The sequence below is a fragment of the Anabaena sp. PCC 7938 genome, from assembly GCF_049315035.1.
Taxonomy (GTDB): domain Bacteria; phylum Cyanobacteriota; class Cyanobacteriia; order Cyanobacteriales; family Nostocaceae; genus Anabaena; species Anabaena cylindrica.
This window is the reverse complement of record NZ_CP186034.1, coordinates 755,825-774,912: the sequence shown is the minus strand read 5'-3', so window position 1 is coordinate 774,912 and position 19,088 is coordinate 755,825. Positions and strand designations below refer to the sequence as shown.

At 40.8% G+C, this 19,088-nt stretch carries 14 protein-coding genes; 7 read left to right on the top strand and 7 right to left on the bottom strand.

Translation table 11 applies throughout. The features are described 5' to 3' along the window. Nucleotides 1-928 precede the first annotated feature (928 nt). From ACOWPH_RS03770 to ACOWPH_RS03745, 6 genes are all read left to right on the top strand, one after another. Entirely contained in the window at nt 929-2,815 is a 1,887-nt protein-coding gene (locus ACOWPH_RS03770; protein WP_015214066.1) for a glycoside hydrolase family 2 protein, read from the top strand. After that, entirely contained in the window at nt 2,794-3,894 is a 1,101-nt protein-coding gene (galT, locus tag ACOWPH_RS03765; protein ID WP_015214065.1) for a galactose-1-phosphate uridylyltransferase, read from the top strand. The genes ACOWPH_RS03770 and galT overlap by 22 nt, the downstream gene beginning before the upstream one ends. Before the next feature lie 416 nt (nt 3,895-4,310). Continuing rightward, complete coding sequence (locus ACOWPH_RS03760; protein ID WP_042465889.1) at nt 4,311-5,051, top strand: DUF3891 family protein; 741 nt, start codon at nt 4,311-4,313, stop codon at nt 5,049-5,051. A gap of 292 nt (nt 5,052-5,343) precedes the next feature. After that, nucleotides 5,344-6,432: a M24 family metallopeptidase gene (locus ACOWPH_RS03755; protein ID WP_015214063.1), complete on the top strand. Its 1,089-nt coding sequence runs from the start codon at nt 5,344-5,346 to the stop codon at nt 6,430-6,432. 85 nt (nt 6,433-6,517) lie between these two features. Next, on the top strand, nt 6,518-7,588 hold the full coding sequence (galK, locus tag ACOWPH_RS03750; protein WP_015214062.1) for a galactokinase: 1,071 nt from the start codon (nt 6,518-6,520) through the stop codon (nt 7,586-7,588). 160 nt (nt 7,589-7,748) lie between these two features. Continuing rightward, on the top strand, nt 7,749-8,618 hold the full coding sequence (locus tag ACOWPH_RS03745; RefSeq protein ID WP_015214061.1) for a DUF5895 domain-containing protein: 870 nt from the start codon (nt 7,749-7,751) through the stop codon (nt 8,616-8,618). A 205-nt stretch (nt 8,619-8,823) separates the two neighbouring features. Here ACOWPH_RS03745 and ACOWPH_RS03740 read toward each other — a convergent pair whose 3' ends face one another. The 6 genes from ACOWPH_RS03740 to ACOWPH_RS03715 form a co-directional block, all read right to left on the bottom strand. Continuing rightward, nucleotides 8,824-10,035, bottom strand: coding sequence for a murein transglycosylase A (locus ACOWPH_RS03740; RefSeq protein ID WP_042464802.1), 1,212 nt, complete (start codon nt 10,033-10,035; stop codon nt 8,824-8,826). Beyond that, the gene (locus ACOWPH_RS03735) at nt 10,035-10,283 is read right to left on the bottom strand and encodes a hypothetical protein (RefSeq protein WP_015214059.1); all 249 of its coding nucleotides are present in this window, start codon (nt 10,281-10,283) and stop codon (nt 10,035-10,037) included. Before ACOWPH_RS03735 ends, ACOWPH_RS03740 begins: the two co-directional genes overlap by 1 nt. Nucleotides 10,284-10,535: 252 nt before the next feature. After that, entirely contained in the window at nt 10,536-11,303 is a 768-nt protein-coding gene (locus ACOWPH_RS03730; RefSeq protein WP_015214058.1) for a hypothetical protein, read from the bottom strand. A gap of 720 nt (nt 11,304-12,023) precedes the next feature. After that, nucleotides 12,024-14,756, bottom strand: a complete 2,733-nt coding sequence (locus ACOWPH_RS03725; RefSeq protein WP_015214057.1) for a GAF domain-containing protein — start codon at nt 14,754-14,756, stop codon at nt 12,024-12,026. 434 nt (nt 14,757-15,190) lie between these two features. Further along, nucleotides 15,191-15,664: an NADAR family protein gene (locus ACOWPH_RS03720; protein ID WP_015214056.1), complete on the bottom strand. Its 474-nt coding sequence runs from the start codon at nt 15,662-15,664 to the stop codon at nt 15,191-15,193. Between the two features lie 139 nt (nt 15,665-15,803). Further along, on the bottom strand, nt 15,804-16,742 hold the full coding sequence (locus tag ACOWPH_RS03715; protein ID WP_015214055.1) for a phosphoribulokinase: 939 nt from the start codon (nt 16,740-16,742) through the stop codon (nt 15,804-15,806). A gap of 397 nt (nt 16,743-17,139) precedes the next feature. Here ACOWPH_RS03715 and ACOWPH_RS03710 point away from each other — a divergent pair, with 397 nt between their 5' ends. Continuing rightward, complete coding sequence (locus ACOWPH_RS03710) at nt 17,140-17,802, top strand: class I SAM-dependent methyltransferase (protein ID WP_015214054.1); 663 nt, start codon at nt 17,140-17,142, stop codon at nt 17,800-17,802. A gap of 114 nt (nt 17,803-17,916) precedes the next feature. Here ACOWPH_RS03710 and ACOWPH_RS03705 read toward each other — a convergent pair whose 3' ends face one another. After that, nucleotides 17,917-18,807, bottom strand: a complete 891-nt coding sequence (locus tag ACOWPH_RS03705) for a rhodanese-related sulfurtransferase (RefSeq protein WP_015214053.1) — start codon at nt 18,805-18,807, stop codon at nt 17,917-17,919. Nucleotides 18,808-19,088 lie beyond the last annotated feature (281 nt).

Genomic DNA, 19,088 nt, shown 5'->3' with positions numbered 1-19,088 from the left:
TAAAAAAAGTTTTATTATAGCAATTCCCAAGCTCATGAAATACACCCCACCCGCGCTGTCGCGCACCCTCCCCTTACCAAGGGGAGGGGTAATTTTGTATCTTACTAGAGTGGGAAAGGCTATAATGGTATTCATCCCTCAACCGCGTGGCGTTAGCCATCGTATCCCCATCCTGCAAGATTGGATAATATATTTTCTAGCGTTCCTTAATACTTGTTATTTCATCTATCGCTACTACATTATACTTAGTGATAAAAATATTGCATTAACCTAGCCTAAAAGCTAAGTAGAATAGTATTTTACATCCTTATTAATAAAACCTTAATAGCCGGATTTGTGAACACATAATTAATGTTTTCAGGTTAAAAAAGGAGAATCAAATCATTTTTGGCTACTTTACTCAAAATTCCCAGTTGGCAATAACTGTTGCATTAGTTTTTGAGAAAGTTTAATATAATACAATTTTGAAATAAAGGCATATCTAATGACACTTAGTTTTTCGATATACTCTATAGTTAGTAGCCAAAATTCCAACTAAAATTTTCACGGGATTGGATAAATATTTAGTTTATTTGTGCCATAATGTCACGAACCAGGATGTCAATAAATAAAATATTCTCAGACCGCCGACACTAAGAGTGATGGAGGCCATTTCAAATTGCCAGTTAAGGTTAATCTCATGGGAGTAAATAATACTGTATTGAGGCTAGAAAGGATAATTCAGTTCATAATTCCTGTAATTTCTGTAAATAGACTCAATACAGAACATAGAAATAACTACACGATTAGAAACCGACAAACAGTAGATTAGATGAATATTAAGGCCTGCTGACTCCTGCCTTATGCTTTCTAAATTTTAAAACTAGGTTGTTTTCAACCAAAAATAGGAAAATACTTTGTTATTTTGCAGTTAGGGAAGAGATTTTAGATGAAAGCATTAACTATCGGAAATCCTGAAGTTAAATTAACCTCTCAGGTTGATAATAAGCAAATTTTTAGTTTCAGAGAAACAACTCATCCGCGGCCGCAATTACAGCGATGCTCCACAGGCGTAGATACGCTAACTCACTGTCAAAGTCTGGACGGGCAATGGAAGTTCGCATTTGATGATGAAGGAAAATGCGCCCAACCCGGCGACCTTAAGCAATGGACTCATGATATAGAAGTTCCCTTTGCTCCTGAATCTATCAAAAGTGGGATTGGTGATACTGGATTTCATGCCAACTGTTGGTATGAGAGAGAATTTGAGACACCACCGGGAGAAGGAAGATTACTACTGCATTTTGGGGCTGTAGATTATCGGGCGCGGGTTTGGGTAAACGACCAATATCTGGCTGAACATGAAGGCGGACATACCCCTTTCAACATTGATATTACTCACGTTTTGAATGAAAGCGGCACAACCAAGGTAACAGTATGGGCGCAAGATGATCCTCACGACTTAGCAAAACCCCGTGGTAAGCAAGATTGGCAGTTAGAACCCCACAGTATTTGGTATCCACGCACTACTGGTATTTGGCAGACTGTGTGGGTTGAGCGTGTAGGGACAACATATATAGATCACATTTGCTGGACTCCTGACTTTGATCGGTGGGAAATTGGCTGTTTTGCGGCGCTGGCAGGGGATGTACCTGTTTCCGGTATTCAAATGAAGGTGAAATTGAGCGTTGGCGATAGGGTACTTGCAAATGATACCTATGAAGTGTTCGATGGGGAAGTTCGCCGTCGGATTACCCTCGCTGACCCTGGTATTGATGACTACCGCAATGAGTTACTCTGGAGTCCAGAAAGACCAACTTTGATTGATGCAGAAATTCAGTTGGTGTATAACAACCAGGTGTTAGATGCGGTTAAATCCTATACTGCATTGCGGACTGTGAGTATTCAGCGCGATCGCTTTATGCTCAATGGTCGTCCCTATTATTTACGGCTGGTTCTTGACCAAGGTTACTGGCCGGAGTCCCTGATGACCGCCCCCGATGAGGATGCATTACGGCGTGATGTGGAACTAGCTAAAGCTATGGGTTTCAATGGAGTTCGCAAACACCAAAAAATTGAAGATCCACGATTTTTATATTGGGCAGATGTTTTAGGCTTGTTAGTATGGGAAGAGATGCCCAGTGCCTATCGCTTTACCCAAAAAGCCGTAGAACGTATGACCCATGAGTGGACTGAGGTAATCAATCGTGATATTAACCATCCGTGTATTGTGGCATGGGTTCCCTTTAATGAGTCCTGGGGAGTCCCGAATTTAGTTGAAACTGCTGCCCATAGAAACTATGTTTTGGCAATGTATTATCTGACCAAAACCCTTGATCCTTCTCGTCCGGTGATTGGTAACGATGGCTGGGAAAGCATAAATACAGATATTCTGGCTATTCATGACTACGACACTCAACCCCAGCAGTTGATTCATCGCTATGGGCCGGAAGTTAAATTAACAGATTTGTTTGAGCGTAAGCGTCCTGGTGGACGGATTCTCACCCTGGACAACTATCCACACCAAGGACAACCGATCATGCTGACAGAGTTTGGTGGTATTGCTTATGCACCTGCTACCCAGCCTGAAGCAGATAAAGCCTGGGGATATGAGCGTTGCTGGAATATCTCCGAGCTAGAGATGAAGTATGCTGCTCTGCTCGAAACTGTGAATAATATCGAGATATTCAGTGGCCTCTGTTACACCCAATTCACAGATACATTCCAAGAAGCTAACGGTTTATTGTACGGCGATCGCACTCCGAAATTTCCCATTGCAGCGATCCGTGCTGCTACTCTTTCAGGACAAGGACTATGTACTCCCACAGCTTGTTAAAGCCCGATGGACGGCAGATGACTTTGTATAGTCGTTGCCCAATTTCTGAAAAGATTACAGCCACTAGCCCCAGTGATGAGCCAGTGCGGGCAAATCCCCACCTGCGTTGGCATCCCCTCCGGGGTGAATGGGTAGCTTATGCTAGTCATCGTCAAGGGCGGACTTTTTTACCACCACCAGAATATAACCCCCTTGCCCCTAGCCGCAACCCTAATTTCCCCACTGAAATACCTGTTGGTAAGTATGATGTGGCAGTATTTGAGAACCGTTTTCCCTCGATGGTAACGACGGCCAAAAATCCGCCTGATTGCATTGTGGAAACCTTACCTGCAAATGGGGCTTGTGAGGTGGTGGTGTTTACCCAAGATGCCCGTGCTTCCCTGTCGTCCTTGACACTGGAACACTTGGATTTAATTTTGCAAGTTTGGGGCGATCGCACTGAGGTTTTGGGTAAAAATCCCCAAATTCAATATGTACTACCGTTTGAAAATAAAGGTGTGGAAGTTGGTGTGACTTTACACCATCCACATGGACAAATTTACGCTTATCCGTTTATTCCACCTGTGCCAGCACAGATGTTAGAACAACAGCAACGGTATTATCTGGAACATCAACGTGGGTTGTTAGCAGATTTGATTGAGAAAGAAATTGCTGATCATCAACGGATAATTTATGAAGATGAAGATGCGATCGCATTCGTTCCGGTCTGTGCGCGTTACCCTTATGAGGTTTGGGTAGCACCAAAACAACCAGTGGCTACTTTCTCAGATTTAAGCTTAGAACAACGTTGGGGAATTGCTAAAGCCTTAAAAACAGTCACTCTCAAATATGACGGCTTGTGGAATCGTCCTTTCCCTTATTTAATGTCTTGGTTTCAAGCCCCAACGGATGGTTTACCGCATCCTGAAGCACATTTACACGCTCAGTTTTATCCACCATACCGCACGAGCGATCGCTTGAAGTATTTGGCAGGAACCGAACTGGCAGCCGGGATGTTTGCCAACGACGCTTTACCAGAGGAGAAAGCGAAGGAATTGCAAGCAGTGAATGTAAATCTAAGAATGCCAATTTCGGCATAAGAGGAAAATGCAATAGACATCGACCGAAATTAAATATGGGTTTTCCAGAACCCTTGTAGAGACGTTCCATGGAACTTCTCTACAATCCTTAACTGTTGAATTCAATATAGTCCTAACCCCAAGCCTATTAATCAGGAATTTTCATGCGATCGCAAAAACCTAAAAATAAGCTGATTTTTCCCCTTCTCTTGCTAGTCAACAAATAACCAATGGCAGAATACAGAATGTGTCGCCAGCTAGATGGATAATCATGACTTTCAATACACACTAAAAAAAAGCAGGTTAACTCAAAATAAATTCCTGAATTGATAAATTAGCTCCATAAAAAAATTTATCTTGCAATGTTGGATAAGGTTGACAAACTTTGCATAACTGTAATGAAACCCAATCAAAACTTAGAGTCAGGAGATAGATTTGTGATTGTCAACGCGACACAAAATGGTTGGAAAATAATTTATCACCGCGCTCATGCTTTACTAGCGGCTCAACTAGCAGGACAATGGCGACGAAAAGATGTTCCAGTCCGGTTTTATGAAACCCTGGCTGCAATTTCCCATCACGATGACCTAGAAAAAGAGTGGGAAGAGGAAAATCTGACTGAAGCAGGTGCGCCACGGGATTTCACCCTTCATTCAAATGATGATGCAGAGAGCGGTCTCCAGAAAGTAGCTGATCTGGCAAAGAACGCCCTCTATCGGGGAAGGTGGGTAGCTCTATTAATTTCCATGCACATCAGCCGTTTACATGAGCCACGAAGAGGTAAGTCTGCAAAAATAGACAGATTTCTGGATGAGCAACTTCAAAATCAGCAACGTTGGCGAGAGGAACTGGGTATTGAAAAATCGGAAGTTGATGCAGCTTATGCATTTATGCAATGGTGCGATCGCCTTTCTCTCATCCTCTGTCAACAAGAACTACCTGCCGATGAGCGGTTTTTGGAAATTAGCAAGGGTCCTTCAGGTCAGCGATATGACATCATGCAACGCCGTGATCAGTTAGTTACTGTCAAACCTTGGCCCTTTGAAGAAGAACAATTTACAGTCAACATCGAAGCTTGTGAAATATTCCAGGCAAAGTTTGAAACCAATGCCGAACTGAGTCAAGCACTTCAGGAAGCTCCTATCAATATACTGGAGTGGACATTTGTTAAGAGCTAGATGCAAGCAGCTTTATTGCCAGTTCAAAGGGAACTCTTAACAGAAAAACTCATGTTTAAAAACATGACACTGTTTTTTGACTGAGATTTAAACTCAGAACTAAAGTTTCTTATTTGTTCCCTGTTCCCTTTTTTGTAAGAAACACTGGTATTTATGCTGAAGAAAAAAACTTTTTCTATAGTGTTAAATATCTACAGGTATAGTATCAGAAAACCTCAGTTCACAACCTCAGATAGACGCATACAGACATAGAGAAACTTGATAATTATCTCTATCTATCTGTATCTTTTATATGAATGAAGAAGTCTCTGCCAAGCTGGAACTAATGAGGCAAACCCTAGCTGAAACTGGGGTACAGGCTATACGTTTACGTGGTACAGATTGGTTCGCTTGGGCAACTGCGGGCGCTTCTCACACTGTTTTACTAACTGCGGAAACTGGCGTAGCAGAAGTATTAGTAACTTCTGAAGGTGCGTGGATATTAACTGATGAAATTGAAGCGCAACGCCTGAAAGATGAAGAATTACCACCAAATTTTCAAGTATACATCAGTTCTTGGGCTGAGGCTGCTAATCGTGAAACTTTTGTCTGTGAGGTTACAAATGGGGGAAAAGTTCTCAGTGATAAACCTATTCCAGTTATAGAGCAGCCATTACCAGCATCTTTACAAAACCGGAAACGGGTACTGATGCCAAGGGAGTTAGAGCGATATCGCCAAATAGGACTAAAAGCCAGCCAAGCGATGACAGAGGTACTCACAGCCGCAGAACCTACTTGGACAGAATATCAGTTAGCTGGTGCAGGTGCAGAAGCATTATGGGCAAGGGGACTGCATCCAGCAGTAACACTGGTAGCAGGAGAAAGACGTTTACCCTTATACCGTCATGCCACACCCACAGGAGAAGAAATTGGACGGCAAGCAATGCTGGTATTTTGCGCTAGAGGTTATGGTTTGTATGCCAATTTGACGAGATTTGTGAGTTTTGGCAACCTTTCAAATGAGAATGCCGAATTGCATCGTCATGTGCGGGAAATTGAAGCTTTTATTTTAAACTTATCTCAACCCGGAACTGCCCTCGACGCAATTTATCGCTCCCTAGATCAAGCTTATGGAAAACATGGATTTCCCCATGCTATCCGTGAACATCATCAGGGAGGAATTACAGGATATTTAGCTAGAGAAATTGTTGCCACTCCAACTACTACCGATACTTTAGCCGCAGGAATGGCTGTCGCTTGGAACCCAAGTTTAGCCGGGGCAAAGGTGGAAGATACTTTTGTAATTCTTGAGGATGGGAAATTAGAAAATTTGACTTTTGACTCGAATTTTCCCAGTGTAGAAGTAGGAGGGCGATCGCGTCCTGTGCCTTTAGTTAAATAAACATAACCGGGAATTCCCGCAAATTTCAGGTATACACTTAATTCTTCCTTTGCCCCTTTGCGACTTTGCGCGAAACAAAAAGATTATGAATTTTGAAGAAATATTCAATACAATACCCGAAACAGAAGCAAGTGCGCCAGGCAGGGTAAATCTACTTGGTGAACATACCGATTATAACGATGGTTTTGTGCTGCCAACTGCTATTCCTCAAAGCACAACAGTATTACTGGGTATGAGTAGAGATAATGCACACCATTTTTATTCAGAAAATTTAAATGAGCAAGTCACTATATTAGATACGCACCATTCGCCATCTGGATTTGCCAGCTATATTTATGGCTGTATTGAAGTATTAAAAACCGCAGGGTACACAATACCATCTCTGTTAGTATATGTAAAATCATCTGTGCCTATAGGTTCGGGTTTATCTAGCAGTGCGGCTTTAGAAGTGGCAACATTGAGAGCAATACGTCAACTTTTTGATCTTCCTCTCAATGATGTGGAAATTGCTCAACTCGCTCAACAAGCAGAAATTCACTATGCTGGTGTGCAATGCGGCATTATGGATCAAATGGCTGCTAGTTTGGCGGATAGCAAACATATTTTATTTTTAGATACTCGTACCCTAGAACGCTATCTCGTGCCTTTTCCACCTGGAGCAGAGATTATAGTTATAGATAGCGGTGTGCCGCGTACACTTGCCACTAGTGGTTATAATCAGCGTCGTGCGGAATGTGAAGAGGCAGCGCATTTGTTAGGAGTGAAAGCCCTGCGAGATATTACTGACACCAAGACTATAGAAACATTATCTAAACCGTTATGCGATCGCGCCCGTCATGTAGTAACAGAAAATAATCGCGTTTTAGAAGCTTTACAGGCAGTTACACCTGAGCGATTTGGAGAGTTGATGAATGCTTCCCATGCCAGTTTACGGGATGATTACGAAGTTTCTGTACCTGCGCTGGATACTTTGGTAGAAATTTTGCAGAACACAGTAGGAGTATTTGGTGCAAGGCTAACAGGAGCAGGTTTTGGCGGAGCTTGCGTGGCTTTAGTTTCATCAGGTAAAGGAAGAGATATTGCCACAAAAGTAGTTGAAAAATACAAATATACAGGTTACAACGGCAAAATTTTAGTACCTATAATGTTCATGTAGCGATTATATCTGGTTATCCCTGCTGAGGCTGAAATCGACGATGTTTAAACTGAAATTGTTAAAATCTAATTCAGAATGTGCCTGATATCTTAGATGGATGGTACAAAATATGGTACAAGAGATAGACTTGTAAAATTAAGCACTGTGATATTCTCAAATCATGAAAGCATCTGCCCAGTTCGACTTTGAAGACGAAAAATTTAACGCCCCTCCTTCCCAAGTGCTTCCCTGGGGTTTGATGATCAATCCTCGCTATGGTACGGATGGTTTACAAAGCTATGGTTTAGCAATTAGCCGGGATAATGCCCAATCTGTTGGTTTTCAACCTGATGAAAATTGGCAACAGGTAGAGCATGAATTTAGTTCGGGAATGGAAACTGTTTTTATTAGCACTACTCCTAGATTAGTAATTGTGCGTCGCGGGCCATTATCTGTTAAAGACAGAGAAACTGGCATGAAATTGGGTACTTTTAAAGATAATTATGATGCTTTTTTAGCTGATAAAGTTAAATTTAAAACTTTTACTCGCCATCTCATTTTTTTAGTGGGTGAAGATAAAAAGTTTCTACACGAATCACCTCTGCAATTAACTCTTAGTGGTTCAGCAGGAGCTAGTTTTGGTAAAAGTTATTCTGAATATCAACAAGGTAGACCAATCGGTGGTTTTGTCGCAGAATTAGAAAAGGCTTATGCCGCCTTCCAGAAGAAACCTGTAACTCCAAAGGGTCCTTTATTCCATGCCCATGGAATTTTTTGCCCAATTATTGAATGTGAAGAAAGAGGGATTGAGCCAAATACGGCTTTGGTGGCTTCAACTGTGGATTACAAACATCCCACGGTTTCAACTTTAACAGATTATATGATTGCCTCAGATTCTCCTGAGTCGGCAATTATTTGTAAGGCTTTTGAAGAACACAAGGATTTTGGTAAGGAAGTTATTAAACCAGAAGTTTCTAAGGTGGAAATGGCTGGTGTTACCAATTCTTATGTGTATGCAGATGATGATGAATTTGGTTATCCACCATATTAGGGACTCTTAAGAGGAAAAGGAGCGGGGTGCAGGGTGCAGGGGGAATAATATTTATAGTGGTTCTCGATTGGGTGAGATACAAGAACCCCACCCCCAACCCCCTCATCGCTTGCGGGGAGGGGGCTATGATGTATTTCATTCAAATGCATACCGCTATATCTTTTTCCTGACTCCTGACTCCTGACTCCTGAACTCCTACTTCTTATTATTTAAGTAGTAAATAATACAGTGAACCGTTGCCGCCTGTAATGCCGGCGCGATCGCCTGCTAGTTGACCAGTTCCCATGAAATAATCTACTCTTCCTGGCCCTTTAATCGCACTGCCTGTATCTTGATCTAAGACAAAACGACTAACTCTCCGAGGCTGCAATCTTCCTCCACCAGCAGGATAAGGAAATGAGTTGTTAATCAATGCCAGTGCGCCAGGTGGCATGAGAGACTTATCTGTGGCTATGGAACGCTCTGCTGTTACAGGTACACTAATGCTGCCTGTAGCTGCTGCACCGTTAGTTTCTTGAAAGAAAACAAATCTTTCCCAGCGTGGTAAATAATTATTTAACTCCCTGGGATTTTGACGGAAATAACTCAGTAACTTGGGCATGGTTAAGCCGCTAAGTGGCAATTTACCATCTTTAGCTAGTTCTCCCCCGATACTAGTCCAAGGATAATCTGTTCCTCCGGCAAAGCCTACAGAGGTTCTTCTACCATTGGTTAATTTAATTTGGGCAGAACCTTGGATATGGATCATGTATGCATCCATGCGATCGCGGAACCAAAGCATCTCTAAGCCACGTAATTTGCTTTTATTCCCCAATAAACCATCTTTACCTTCCAAATCAACTCGTTTTGGATGAGGTTTAGCCCATTCTTTAAAGTTTGCCGGTGCTTTATACAAGGGATATTTATATGTTGAAGTTCTCACCCGGCTGGCGGTATACTCCGGCTCGTAATAAGCTGTAAATTTAACAGTACCTTTGCCATCGTTGCCTACAGACTGATAGAAAACAAACTCCCGTCGGACAGCGGCTTGTAGTTCGGCTGCTGACTTGGAACTAACAACAAGTTGCCGGAAGCGTAACAAACTCCGACGGACACGATCTAGGGTAATCTCTTTAATTGGATAATTTTGATAAGTAGCGATCGCTTTACTCGTTCCCAAGTAACGCAAACTATGATCAATGGAAGTTAACAGTGCTTGCCTATCTCCTTGTTGACCCCAAAGTTGCTCATCCCAACCCAAGCAACCTTGGGTGTTACAAGCGTTTTCCACGTTCACAGGTTGGAGTGCTGGTAAGACTTCTGGAGTAGTCGGTATTGGTATCGGCAGTGTAGTCGGAACTTGAGCAACAACTGACCAAAGTGGATTTACAAGGGCAATTCCCAGACTCAAAGACAGCAAAGCAAAGGTTTTTCTCATCATCTTTCAATACTAGAGCTAAAAATCGGTTCTACCCGAATGCCAACAATGCGGGATGGACGCACCACCATATATTCGCCTTGAATATTTTTAATCGGTACGCTAATAAAATCATTAGAAGCTGACTTTGGCACAAGCTCCCCACTATACCACTTCTGAAACTCTTGAATCGTAGGAAAACGCACTTCTTCCCGATGTCCGCTATCCAAAAGAAGGAAAACGGCATATTCGTTTGGAGTTCTAGGCATAAATTCACATCATTTTAAATACATCCAACCTATTGTTAACCACGTCGGCCCCCTATGAAAAGGGTAAGCACACGGGAAAAGTATCAGATGTACCAAAATCATCAGAGTTCAGAACTTTTACTTTCGCCTCACGACGCTTACTTCCCCGGAAGTGGTTCCCAAAAAGTTGGAGATTGGGGAAAGGGGGCAGGGGGGCAGAGGAGCAGAGGAGCAGGGGAAAGATAAATAAATACTCTCCCCATTATTTAGTCTCTAAAATAATTTAAACCGTGCTAACTGGGTTTCAATGGCTCCTGTGAGGATTTTATTTAGTTCGGGACTGTCTTGAAATTGTAAAATTTGCTGCACGGGTAAATCAAAGGGAAATTGCCCTTCTAATTCTGGGCGTTGCATTTGTGCTAATAAAATTTGTTCAGCCCGCTTAGTTGCGATCGCATAACCAATTTCTACGCAGACATTGGGACTAGGAATTAGTTGATGAGTTTCTTTGCTATCAATGCTTGTTATGGCTGTGGTGTCGGCAATAAATAATAAACTCTTACGAATTTTCCGCATCATGGTGCGGTTCAGCCGCAGAGGTGCATTGCTAGGACGGGATGATTCTATTAATGTTAAGGGCAAACGCGAGCGCAAGTTTAAAGTTTTCAAGCTTTCTTGCAGTTCTTCTCTAAGCAAATCACTCGCTGCGGCATACTCCGTTTGATAGCAGAAAAAAATCGTTGGTTCTAACTGAGCTAACAACGCTTGTTTTGTAAAATATATTTCATGGCTAATCAAATCAATGTTAGCTACACAATAACCACCGCTACCCTCAATATAAAATTCAGTGTTTTCACCTTCCAAATAGCGCCTAAACCAAGTTGAAGCTTTAACTTCATCACTCTCTTCCAAAAAATCCGCACGTAGTCCAGTTTTGAGTAAGCTTTTTTTACTCAAGCGAATGTCTGGGGGACGTTTTTCCAATTCTGTAATTGGCTCATAATCTTGTAGATACCACGCTCTGAGCGCAATAATTGACATAAGGCGCTATTTTTAAGTGTCTGTTGCTATTCAATTGTAGTACAAACTTACGCCTAACGCTGGGGACTGATACTGTTTCACTTTAAAGTTAATACACATAGGGAGCAGGGGAGCAGGGGAGCAGGGGAGCAGGGGAGTAGGGGAGCAGTGGGGAAAGAATTAAACACCAATGATTTGTATCAGGCTTTTCGTGAAATGGTGTGAGAAGATAGGATTGAAGCTCTCTGGGCTAAAGCCACTTTTTTCTTGCCTATTCTCTGTTACACACAACAACACCCAACATCTATTAACTTGGTGTTTCCCTCTTCTTATTGTTTGATTCTATCTTGGGATGTAGTAAGTTTCATCACTTTAATAAACAATGAAAAGCACATACATTGCCCACTGATTTTAATCTTTTGAGGGAATATCAGCGTTCGCGTTGGGTGTTGTGTTGTTTTGACGAGACAGATAGGAATTTAACAGCGGTTTTGACCTCTTTTTACTTTTCAACTCTAGCTGTTTGATCTGCCAGGGAAGCTAGTTCCTTTTGCTTCTATATTTAGAGTAGCACCTGTAGATAGAGGTGCTAATTTTCTTCATTAAACTTTACTTTTTTAGCAAATATATTATTGATTAAATTAAGATGAACTACCATCTTCTTTCTCCTGACTCCTGACTCCTGACTCCTGACTCCTGACTCCTGACTCCGAACTCCGAACTCCGAATTCCTTGCCCTAATTAACTATTTTTTTCTCTTGTTAATTTCAGGGGAATTTCAATCCAGAATTCTGTACCTTTTCCTGGTGCTGAGATACATTCCATTAGTCCACCATGTTTTTCAACAACAATTTGGTAACTAATTGCTAATCCTAGTCCTGTACCCTTGCCTACAGGCTTTGTTGTAAAAAATGGATCAAATATCCGCTTTTTAACTTCTTCACTCATGCCTGGGCCATTATCTGCAATGCTAATTAACAGATAGGAATTTTGTGCTGAGACTCTGGTAGAAATCCGAATAGCGGGTAAAAGTTTAATATCGGCGGATTTTGAACTTTCCTCTATTTGATCAGTTAAGACATCAATAGCATTGTTAATAACATTCATAAATACCTGATTCATTTGTCCGGCATAGCATTCTACCTTTGGTAAGTCACCATAATCTTTCATGACTTCAATACCAGGAAAATGACTATGTGGTTTGAGCCGATGTTGCAAAATTAGTAAGGTGTTATCAATGCCTTCGTGTAAGTCAACTCGCTTGTTTTCAGCTTCATCAAGACGGGAAAAGTTGCGTAATGATAGGACTATTGAACGGATGCGATCTGAACCTAGTTTCATTGATGACATGATTTTTGGTAGGTCTTGAATCACAAAGTTAAAGTCTATGGTTTGCATAGTTTCACAAATCTCAGCTATAGGGTCAGGATAGTGGGATTGGTAGAGTTGTAAAAGTTTGAGTATGTCTTCTGTGTAATTACTGGCATGACAAAGGTTGCCGTAGATAAAGTTGACAGGGTTGTTGATTTCGTGGGCTATACCTGCAACTAACTGTCCTAAACCGGACATTTTTTCTGTTTGAATTAGTTTAGATTGGGTTTCTTGGAGTTGATGCAATGTATGCTCTAGTTGTGCAGCTTTAGCGATCGCTTCGGCTTCGGCGCTACAGCTTTGTTGGTAGAGTTGGGCTTGCTGAATTGCGATCGCAGCTTGGTCTGCTAACTGTTGTAACAAATCAATTTCTGCATCTTGCCAATTTCGTGGTGATTCACAATGATGGGCAACTAATAAACCCCAAAGTTGGGTTTCCATTTTGATAGGTACAATTAAATTGGCTTGGATTTGCATACTTTCCAAGAATTCTCGATGGCAAGTGCTTAATACATCTGTAAATATATTGTCAATTGCTCTCACTCTGCCCCGTAAGTAAAGACGGGCATACTCTTCAGGAAAGCATTCTGATGGTAGCTTCATGCCCAAAACCGATGGCCAATTACCATTAACTTCTTCGACTATTACCTCACCATTACCTTCATTCAGTAATTGATAAATCAATACTCGGTCAGAATTGAGTAGAGGACGAACTTCTTGGACGATGGTTTGTAGGATTTTATTCAAGTCCAAAGTTCTACGAATTTGGTCTGTAACTTGCTTGAGAGCTTTAGTCAGCAGCAGAGTTTTTTCTATTTCAGCTGTTTGTTCCTGTACTCTCACTTCTAGGTTAGTATTCAGCAACTGTATTTGTTGGTATGTTTGTTGCTGCTGAATTGCCATGGCAAAGTTATGAGACAAAGCTTTTCCCAGGGCTATTTCTTCCGGTTTCCATGCAGGTGCTTGACCTTTTTTTTCTTCTCGCCAAAGTTCAAAGGAAAGACGTGGTAATTCTTGATGCTTATTAGGATCTAATCTTCCTGCCCAGAGAACTTCACTATCTAATTCTGGGCGAAAAATGCTTAATACACCAATGAAATTTTCGCGGTAGTGGAGGGGAATGATCATTAGTCCCCGAATCCGAGTGGACTTAAAGGCTAGAGCTAAAATTCTGAAATCAGGTTGTTTATAAAGGTCAGAAATTGGCCAAATTTGACCGGGTTTGTACTCAGATATCCAGTTTTGCCAAACAGGATGTTGTTCAATGGCAATATTTTCTAGTTCATAAGTTAGTTGTGGTTGTTCACCATAGGTATATATTTCTTGACTCTGTTGAATATAAAGCCTGCCACCAATACCATTAAAGGATGTAATTGTTGCTTCTAGTGCTTCTTGTAGTTGGATTGTGGGTAGTTGATGTAATAGGGTTGTGACTTGATTAATGATGGCTTCTTGCTTCTGCTTGGCTCTAGCTTCGCTGAGGAGGTTACTTTGGGAAATAGCGATCGCAACTTGATCGGCAACTTGGGTGACTACTTTGAGTTCTTGTTTTAAAATCGTTCGCGTTTGACTGTCGTGGGATACTAGCAATCCCCACAGTTTTGGTTGTGTCGATTGTCCTGTGGGGTCGTATTCTAAAATTGGGACTGCAAAGGAAGATTTTACACCCATGGTCTTTAAATATTGAAGATGACATGGGTCTGCTTGTCGATAGTGAATATTTTCTGTAGGTAATGGTTTACCGTTTTTTGCTGACTTTAGCGGTGATAACCCAATTGTTCCCGCAGTTACATCTACTATTGAGCGTTGTCTTGTTAACAAGAACATCTCTTTGGCTGATGCTGGAATGTCATTGGCAGGAAAATGAAGTCCTAATAATGATGGTAGGCAATTGTTATGAATAGATTCAGCAATGACTTCACCGCTACCATCAGTATCAAACCGATATATCTTGACTCGATCTGTTCGCAAGAATAAACGCACTTCTGTAACAGTTGAAGTTAAAATTTCTTGGAGATCCAGCGATCGCCGAATCTGCTTAATCATTTTGTGCAATAAATTTTCTTGCTGTAAACCATCTGGCTGATCTTCACTAAAAGTCATTACTAATATTTGCCTTCTCAAAAATATTTTTTTTAATTTTCCCCTGATGTCAAGTTATGGCTTTATCTAACAGAATTCAGGAGTCAGAAGTCAGAATGAATTTTGTCCGACTGGCAGATGAATAATCGGGTTTAAGACCCCCACTAAATTGAAAATTTGGTGGTTTACCCTTCGGGAACGCCAAGGGCAAACAATCAGTGGAGGATTTAGACTCGCCACTGGTTGCATTCTGACGGATGTATTCTTCTTCGACTTAATCTATATAGTATAACTAAGAAATTTCAAATCTAAATTTTCCGGAAATTTTCCGTAATATCACTTAAATTATTCAGGCTTTTGAAGTAATTGTTGTAATAAGCTTATAAATATTTAAACAGCAAGGTTAATGCTATTGCTATAAACTGCAACCCCATGACAATTGTAAATCTTTTTACTTATAAATTGGTGATCACTGGCAAAGACAATAATTGACGGATTTCTTCACGTACACTCATGAGAATTATCCCTAGATGATTTTGACCAGTTTTATTTGCACCACAGCCCCAAAAATAATCTGTGGGTGAATTTTCGACCAAAATTTCATCACCTGTTACCAAAAGAACTTTGCGAATTTCTGGATGAGTTGTAAACTTTTTTCGTACAGCTGATCGCATCACCTCAATTTTGACTATTTCCCAGTCTGGACGAAGTTTGCGAGTGCTGCAACGCCCCAAGGCAGCCGCTTCTTCAGGGGTAGCAGATGCATGGATTAATGGTATAATAACCTCATCTGTACTGCCAACAAACTTTTGTGCTTGATAGTAATGCTCAACTGTTGGCCAGTGACTACCCTGCACTTCGATAGGGTGAGGAGAGAAGTTAGAAAAACAGCCGTATGGCTGCCAAACCTTGTAAAAGTAAATGGTCATATTAAAAGCAACCTTAGCAACTGGGAAGCGTCCCAATAGCGATCATCGCACAACTACTGCTATTGCTGATCTATCTATCAGGGTATGAAAGGTTGCTGTTAAATGCCAGAAACGGGTAGATCAGCCCATTCCTAATATATTACTGGTAAATTTGCGTAGCTTTGAGCATATGATAAGTAATAATTAACTGTGTAAGTGCGAGGGGATAACTTTGCAAAGTTTCCCCTGTTGTGCCGGCGATTTTTCCTAGTTCTGGATTAATTTCGCGATCGCATATATTTTTTAAGTAAGGCATATCCGAACACATAATATGCTCTATCTTGGTCACCTGTTCCAAAGTAGCGTGACCATCAACTTCTAATACATCTACCGGTTTACCCATATCTCTGTCTAGTCCCAGACGCACCGCTGATTGAGAATTACCATTACCAGCATCAAGAATCTGGGTAAAATCGGGATGGGGAATAGATGGACGTAGTACCAACCGTACATTTAAATGACCATTGCTTCCATCTTCATTTTCGTTAGCAGGATAAAAACTCACCACAATATCCGACCATTGACGCTGAGGACGGATAAATGCTTCTGAATCGGGTTCCCGTTTTTCTAGTTCTGCTAATACCTGTTCTGCGGTATAACCGCGCTTTTGTGTATCTCGCTTAACTTTCCAATCAGCACGGAGTGATTCAGGCGGAGCAAGGTAAACTTTTACATCATAAGCATCACGAGCAGCACGGGTAGAATAACCCAATAAGCCCTCAATAATTACGAATTTATTCGGTTTGATATATTGTGGTGCTTCAAATGTCCCTGTTTTGTGACTGTAAACTGGTTTGAGAATGGGCTGTCCTGTGCGTAGCAACGATAGATGCTGCTGCATAATATCTAAATAGTTGCAGTCAGGATGGATAGCAGTTATTCCAATTTCTGCCCGTTGTTGGCGATCGTAACGATGGTAGTCATCTGTACAGATGAGGGTAACATTCTCTGGGCCAAGTACCTGAGCAATTCCTCTAGTTAGTGTCGTTTTACCTGCTGCGCTGTCACCAACAATACCAAGAATAATCGGACGGCTCATTATATTCCCCTCTCACAACAGCTAGTTTAGTAATTGAATTTCCACAGATTAGATTTTATTTTAGAAGGGAAGTTGACAATTAATTCATGCTGGGACTATGGCTGAAACATCTCTACACAATCGTAAGGAGTCAGGAGTCAGAATGCTTATGAAATCAAAAATAGAGAAAAGTGATATTTTATCAAAATCATCAAATTTGACTAAAAAAGCCTTTATTCTCATGACTTGAACTATTCTTTATCCTGAATACTTACACACAATCAAAGAAGTATGGTTTATTATGATGTTCGTATACTTAATCTTATTTATTGGGTCTGGTAATTGGTAAGAGTAAAGATCAATTAGAATACTGAAGCGGTTTGAGTTTTCACAGCAGAATTAATCAAGCAGATAAATTATGGTAAAACAAACAATTGGCTTAGGACAACATTTGTATGATTATTTACTATCAGTCTCCGTGCGAGAACCGGAAGTTTTAACTCAACTGCGTCAAGAAACTGCCCAATTGCCAATGGCTATCATGCAGATTTCGCCGGAACAGGGACAGTTGATGGCGTTGTTGGTGAAGATTTTAGGAGCTAAAAAGACTTTAGATATAGGTGTATTTACGGGCTATAGTTCTTTGGTGGTGGCTTTAGCTTTGCCAACAGATGGTAAAATTGTCGCCTGTGATGTGAGTGAAGAATATACAAGCATTGGTCGGCGTTATTGGCAACAAGCAGGAATTGCAGATAAAATTGATTTGCGGATTGCTCCAGCTTTGGAAACTTTAGATCAATTGCTTGCAGCAGGGGAGGGGGAAACCTTCGATTTTGCCTTTATTGATGCTGATAAGGGTAACTATGAGAACTATTATGAGCGATCGCTCCAATTAATTCGACCAGGTGGACTAATTGCTGTTGATAATGTCCTGTGGTCTGGCAAGGTTGCAGATCCCGAAGTGCAGGATAATCAAACTAAGAAGATTCGCGCTTTTAATCAAAAGTTACATCAAGATTCGCGGGTTGATCTTAGTTTAGTACCTATCGCTGATGGTTTGACTTTGGCTAGGAAGATTTAAAATAATTCGTAATTCGTAATTCGTAATTCGTAATTCGTAATTCGTAATTCGTAATTCGTAATTCGTAATTCGTAATTCGTAATTCGTAATTGGGTTATTTTCTCAAGTCACCAATCACTTTCCCAACCTATAGTGTTTCCATTTTTGTTGTTGTCGTCTTCTTTTTTCGTCGGTCATGTTATCAAAACAGTAGGGGCAAGAAATACCTTGTTCGTATTTTGGTGAGGTTTTATCGTCTTCCGCAATGGGATGACCACAACAGAAGCATAATTCATAAGTTCCTTCTTCTAAGCCTTGACGGATTGCAATTCTGTCATCAAAAAGGAAGCATTCTCCTTCCCATAAACTTTGTTCGCTGGGGATTTCTTCTAAATATTTGAGAATGCCGCCTTTAAGGTGATAGACTTCTGCAAAGCCTTGGGAAAGTAAATAAGATGAGGCTTTTTCGCAGCGAATGCCACCAGTACAAAATAAGGCAACTTTTTTGTGTTTGTTGGGGTCAAGTTGTTTACTTACATATTCTGGAAATTCTCGGAATATTTGCGTTTGCGGATTTTCTGCTCTTTTAAATGTACCGATTTTCACTTCATAATCATTGCGGGTATCAATTACTGTTACTTCTGGGTCAGAAATCAAATCATTCCACTGCTGAGGACTGATGTAAGTTCCAACTTTTTCATTGGGGTCAACTTCTGGTAATCCTAAAGTTACAATTTCTCTTTTTAACCGCACTTTCATTTTTTCAAAAGGTGGGGTGTCGGTGTAAGATTCTTTATGTTCTAAATCTTCTAAACGCGGGTCTGTACGGAGAAACGCCAAAACGGCATCAATTGCTTGACGTGAACCAGCAATAGTACCATTAATGCCTTCCTGGGCAAGTAAAATTGTTCCCTTAATGCCTTGTTCCTGACAAAAAGACAGTACAGATGCTTGCATTTCGACAACATCAGGTAAACTCACAAATTTATACAGTGCGGCAACAACTAAAATATTTTTTTCTATCATCCCTTTCGTAAAAAATAATTTTAGGATAATTATGTCAAAAGTTAAAATTTTCTACTTTTTGTATTTTAACAAATTGAAAACCCCTCTCCAAACCTCTCTCTGTTCACGAGGAGAGGCTTTGAAACCCTAATTTTTCTGTGGAAACTAAGTGTATTTCTACCTCTCTCCGTGTCAGACAGACGTTGGTATGAGGTTTATCGAACTGACGTTAAGTTTATAAATCTCTATTTGTGAATTAGAAATTAAAGATCGCATTGACAGTAGACTCAATTTACGAATTA

Coding starts and splice junctions, on each gene's coding strand:
- ACOWPH_RS03770 (WP_015214066.1), top strand. CDS start 929: ATGAAAGCATTAACTATCGGAAATCCTGAAGTTAAATTAACCTCTCAG.
- galT (WP_015214065.1), top strand. CDS start 2,794: ATGTACTCCCACAGCTTGTTAAAGCCCGATGGACGGCAGATGACTTTG.
- ACOWPH_RS03755 (WP_015214063.1), top strand. CDS start 5,344: ATGAATGAAGAAGTCTCTGCCAAGCTGGAACTAATGAGGCAAACCCTA.
- galK (WP_015214062.1), top strand. CDS start 6,518: ATGAATTTTGAAGAAATATTCAATACAATACCCGAAACAGAAGCAAGT.
- ACOWPH_RS03745 (WP_015214061.1), top strand. CDS start 7,749: ATGAAAGCATCTGCCCAGTTCGACTTTGAAGACGAAAAATTTAACGCC.
- ACOWPH_RS03740 (WP_042464802.1), bottom strand. CDS start 10,035: ATGAGAAAAACCTTTGCTTTGCTGTCTTTGAGTCTGGGAATTGCCCTT.
- ACOWPH_RS03735 (WP_015214059.1), bottom strand. CDS start 10,283: ATGCCTAGAACTCCAAACGAATATGCCGTTTTCCTTCTTTTGGATAGC.
- ACOWPH_RS03730 (WP_015214058.1), bottom strand. CDS start 11,303: ATGTCAATTATTGCGCTCAGAGCGTGGTATCTACAAGATTATGAGCCA.
- ACOWPH_RS03725 (WP_015214057.1), bottom strand. CDS start 14,756: ATGACTTTTAGTGAAGATCAGCCAGATGGTTTACAGCAAGAAAATTTA.
- ACOWPH_RS03720 (WP_015214056.1), bottom strand. CDS start 15,664: ATGACCATTTACTTTTACAAGGTTTGGCAGCCATACGGCTGTTTTTCT.
- ACOWPH_RS03715 (WP_015214055.1), bottom strand. CDS start 16,742: ATGAGCCGTCCGATTATTCTTGGTATTGTTGGTGACAGCGCAGCAGGT.
- ACOWPH_RS03710 (WP_015214054.1), top strand. CDS start 17,140: ATGGTAAAACAAACAATTGGCTTAGGACAACATTTGTATGATTATTTA.
- ACOWPH_RS03705 (WP_015214053.1), bottom strand. CDS start 18,807: ATGATAGAAAAAAATATTTTAGTTGTTGCCGCACTGTATAAATTTGTG.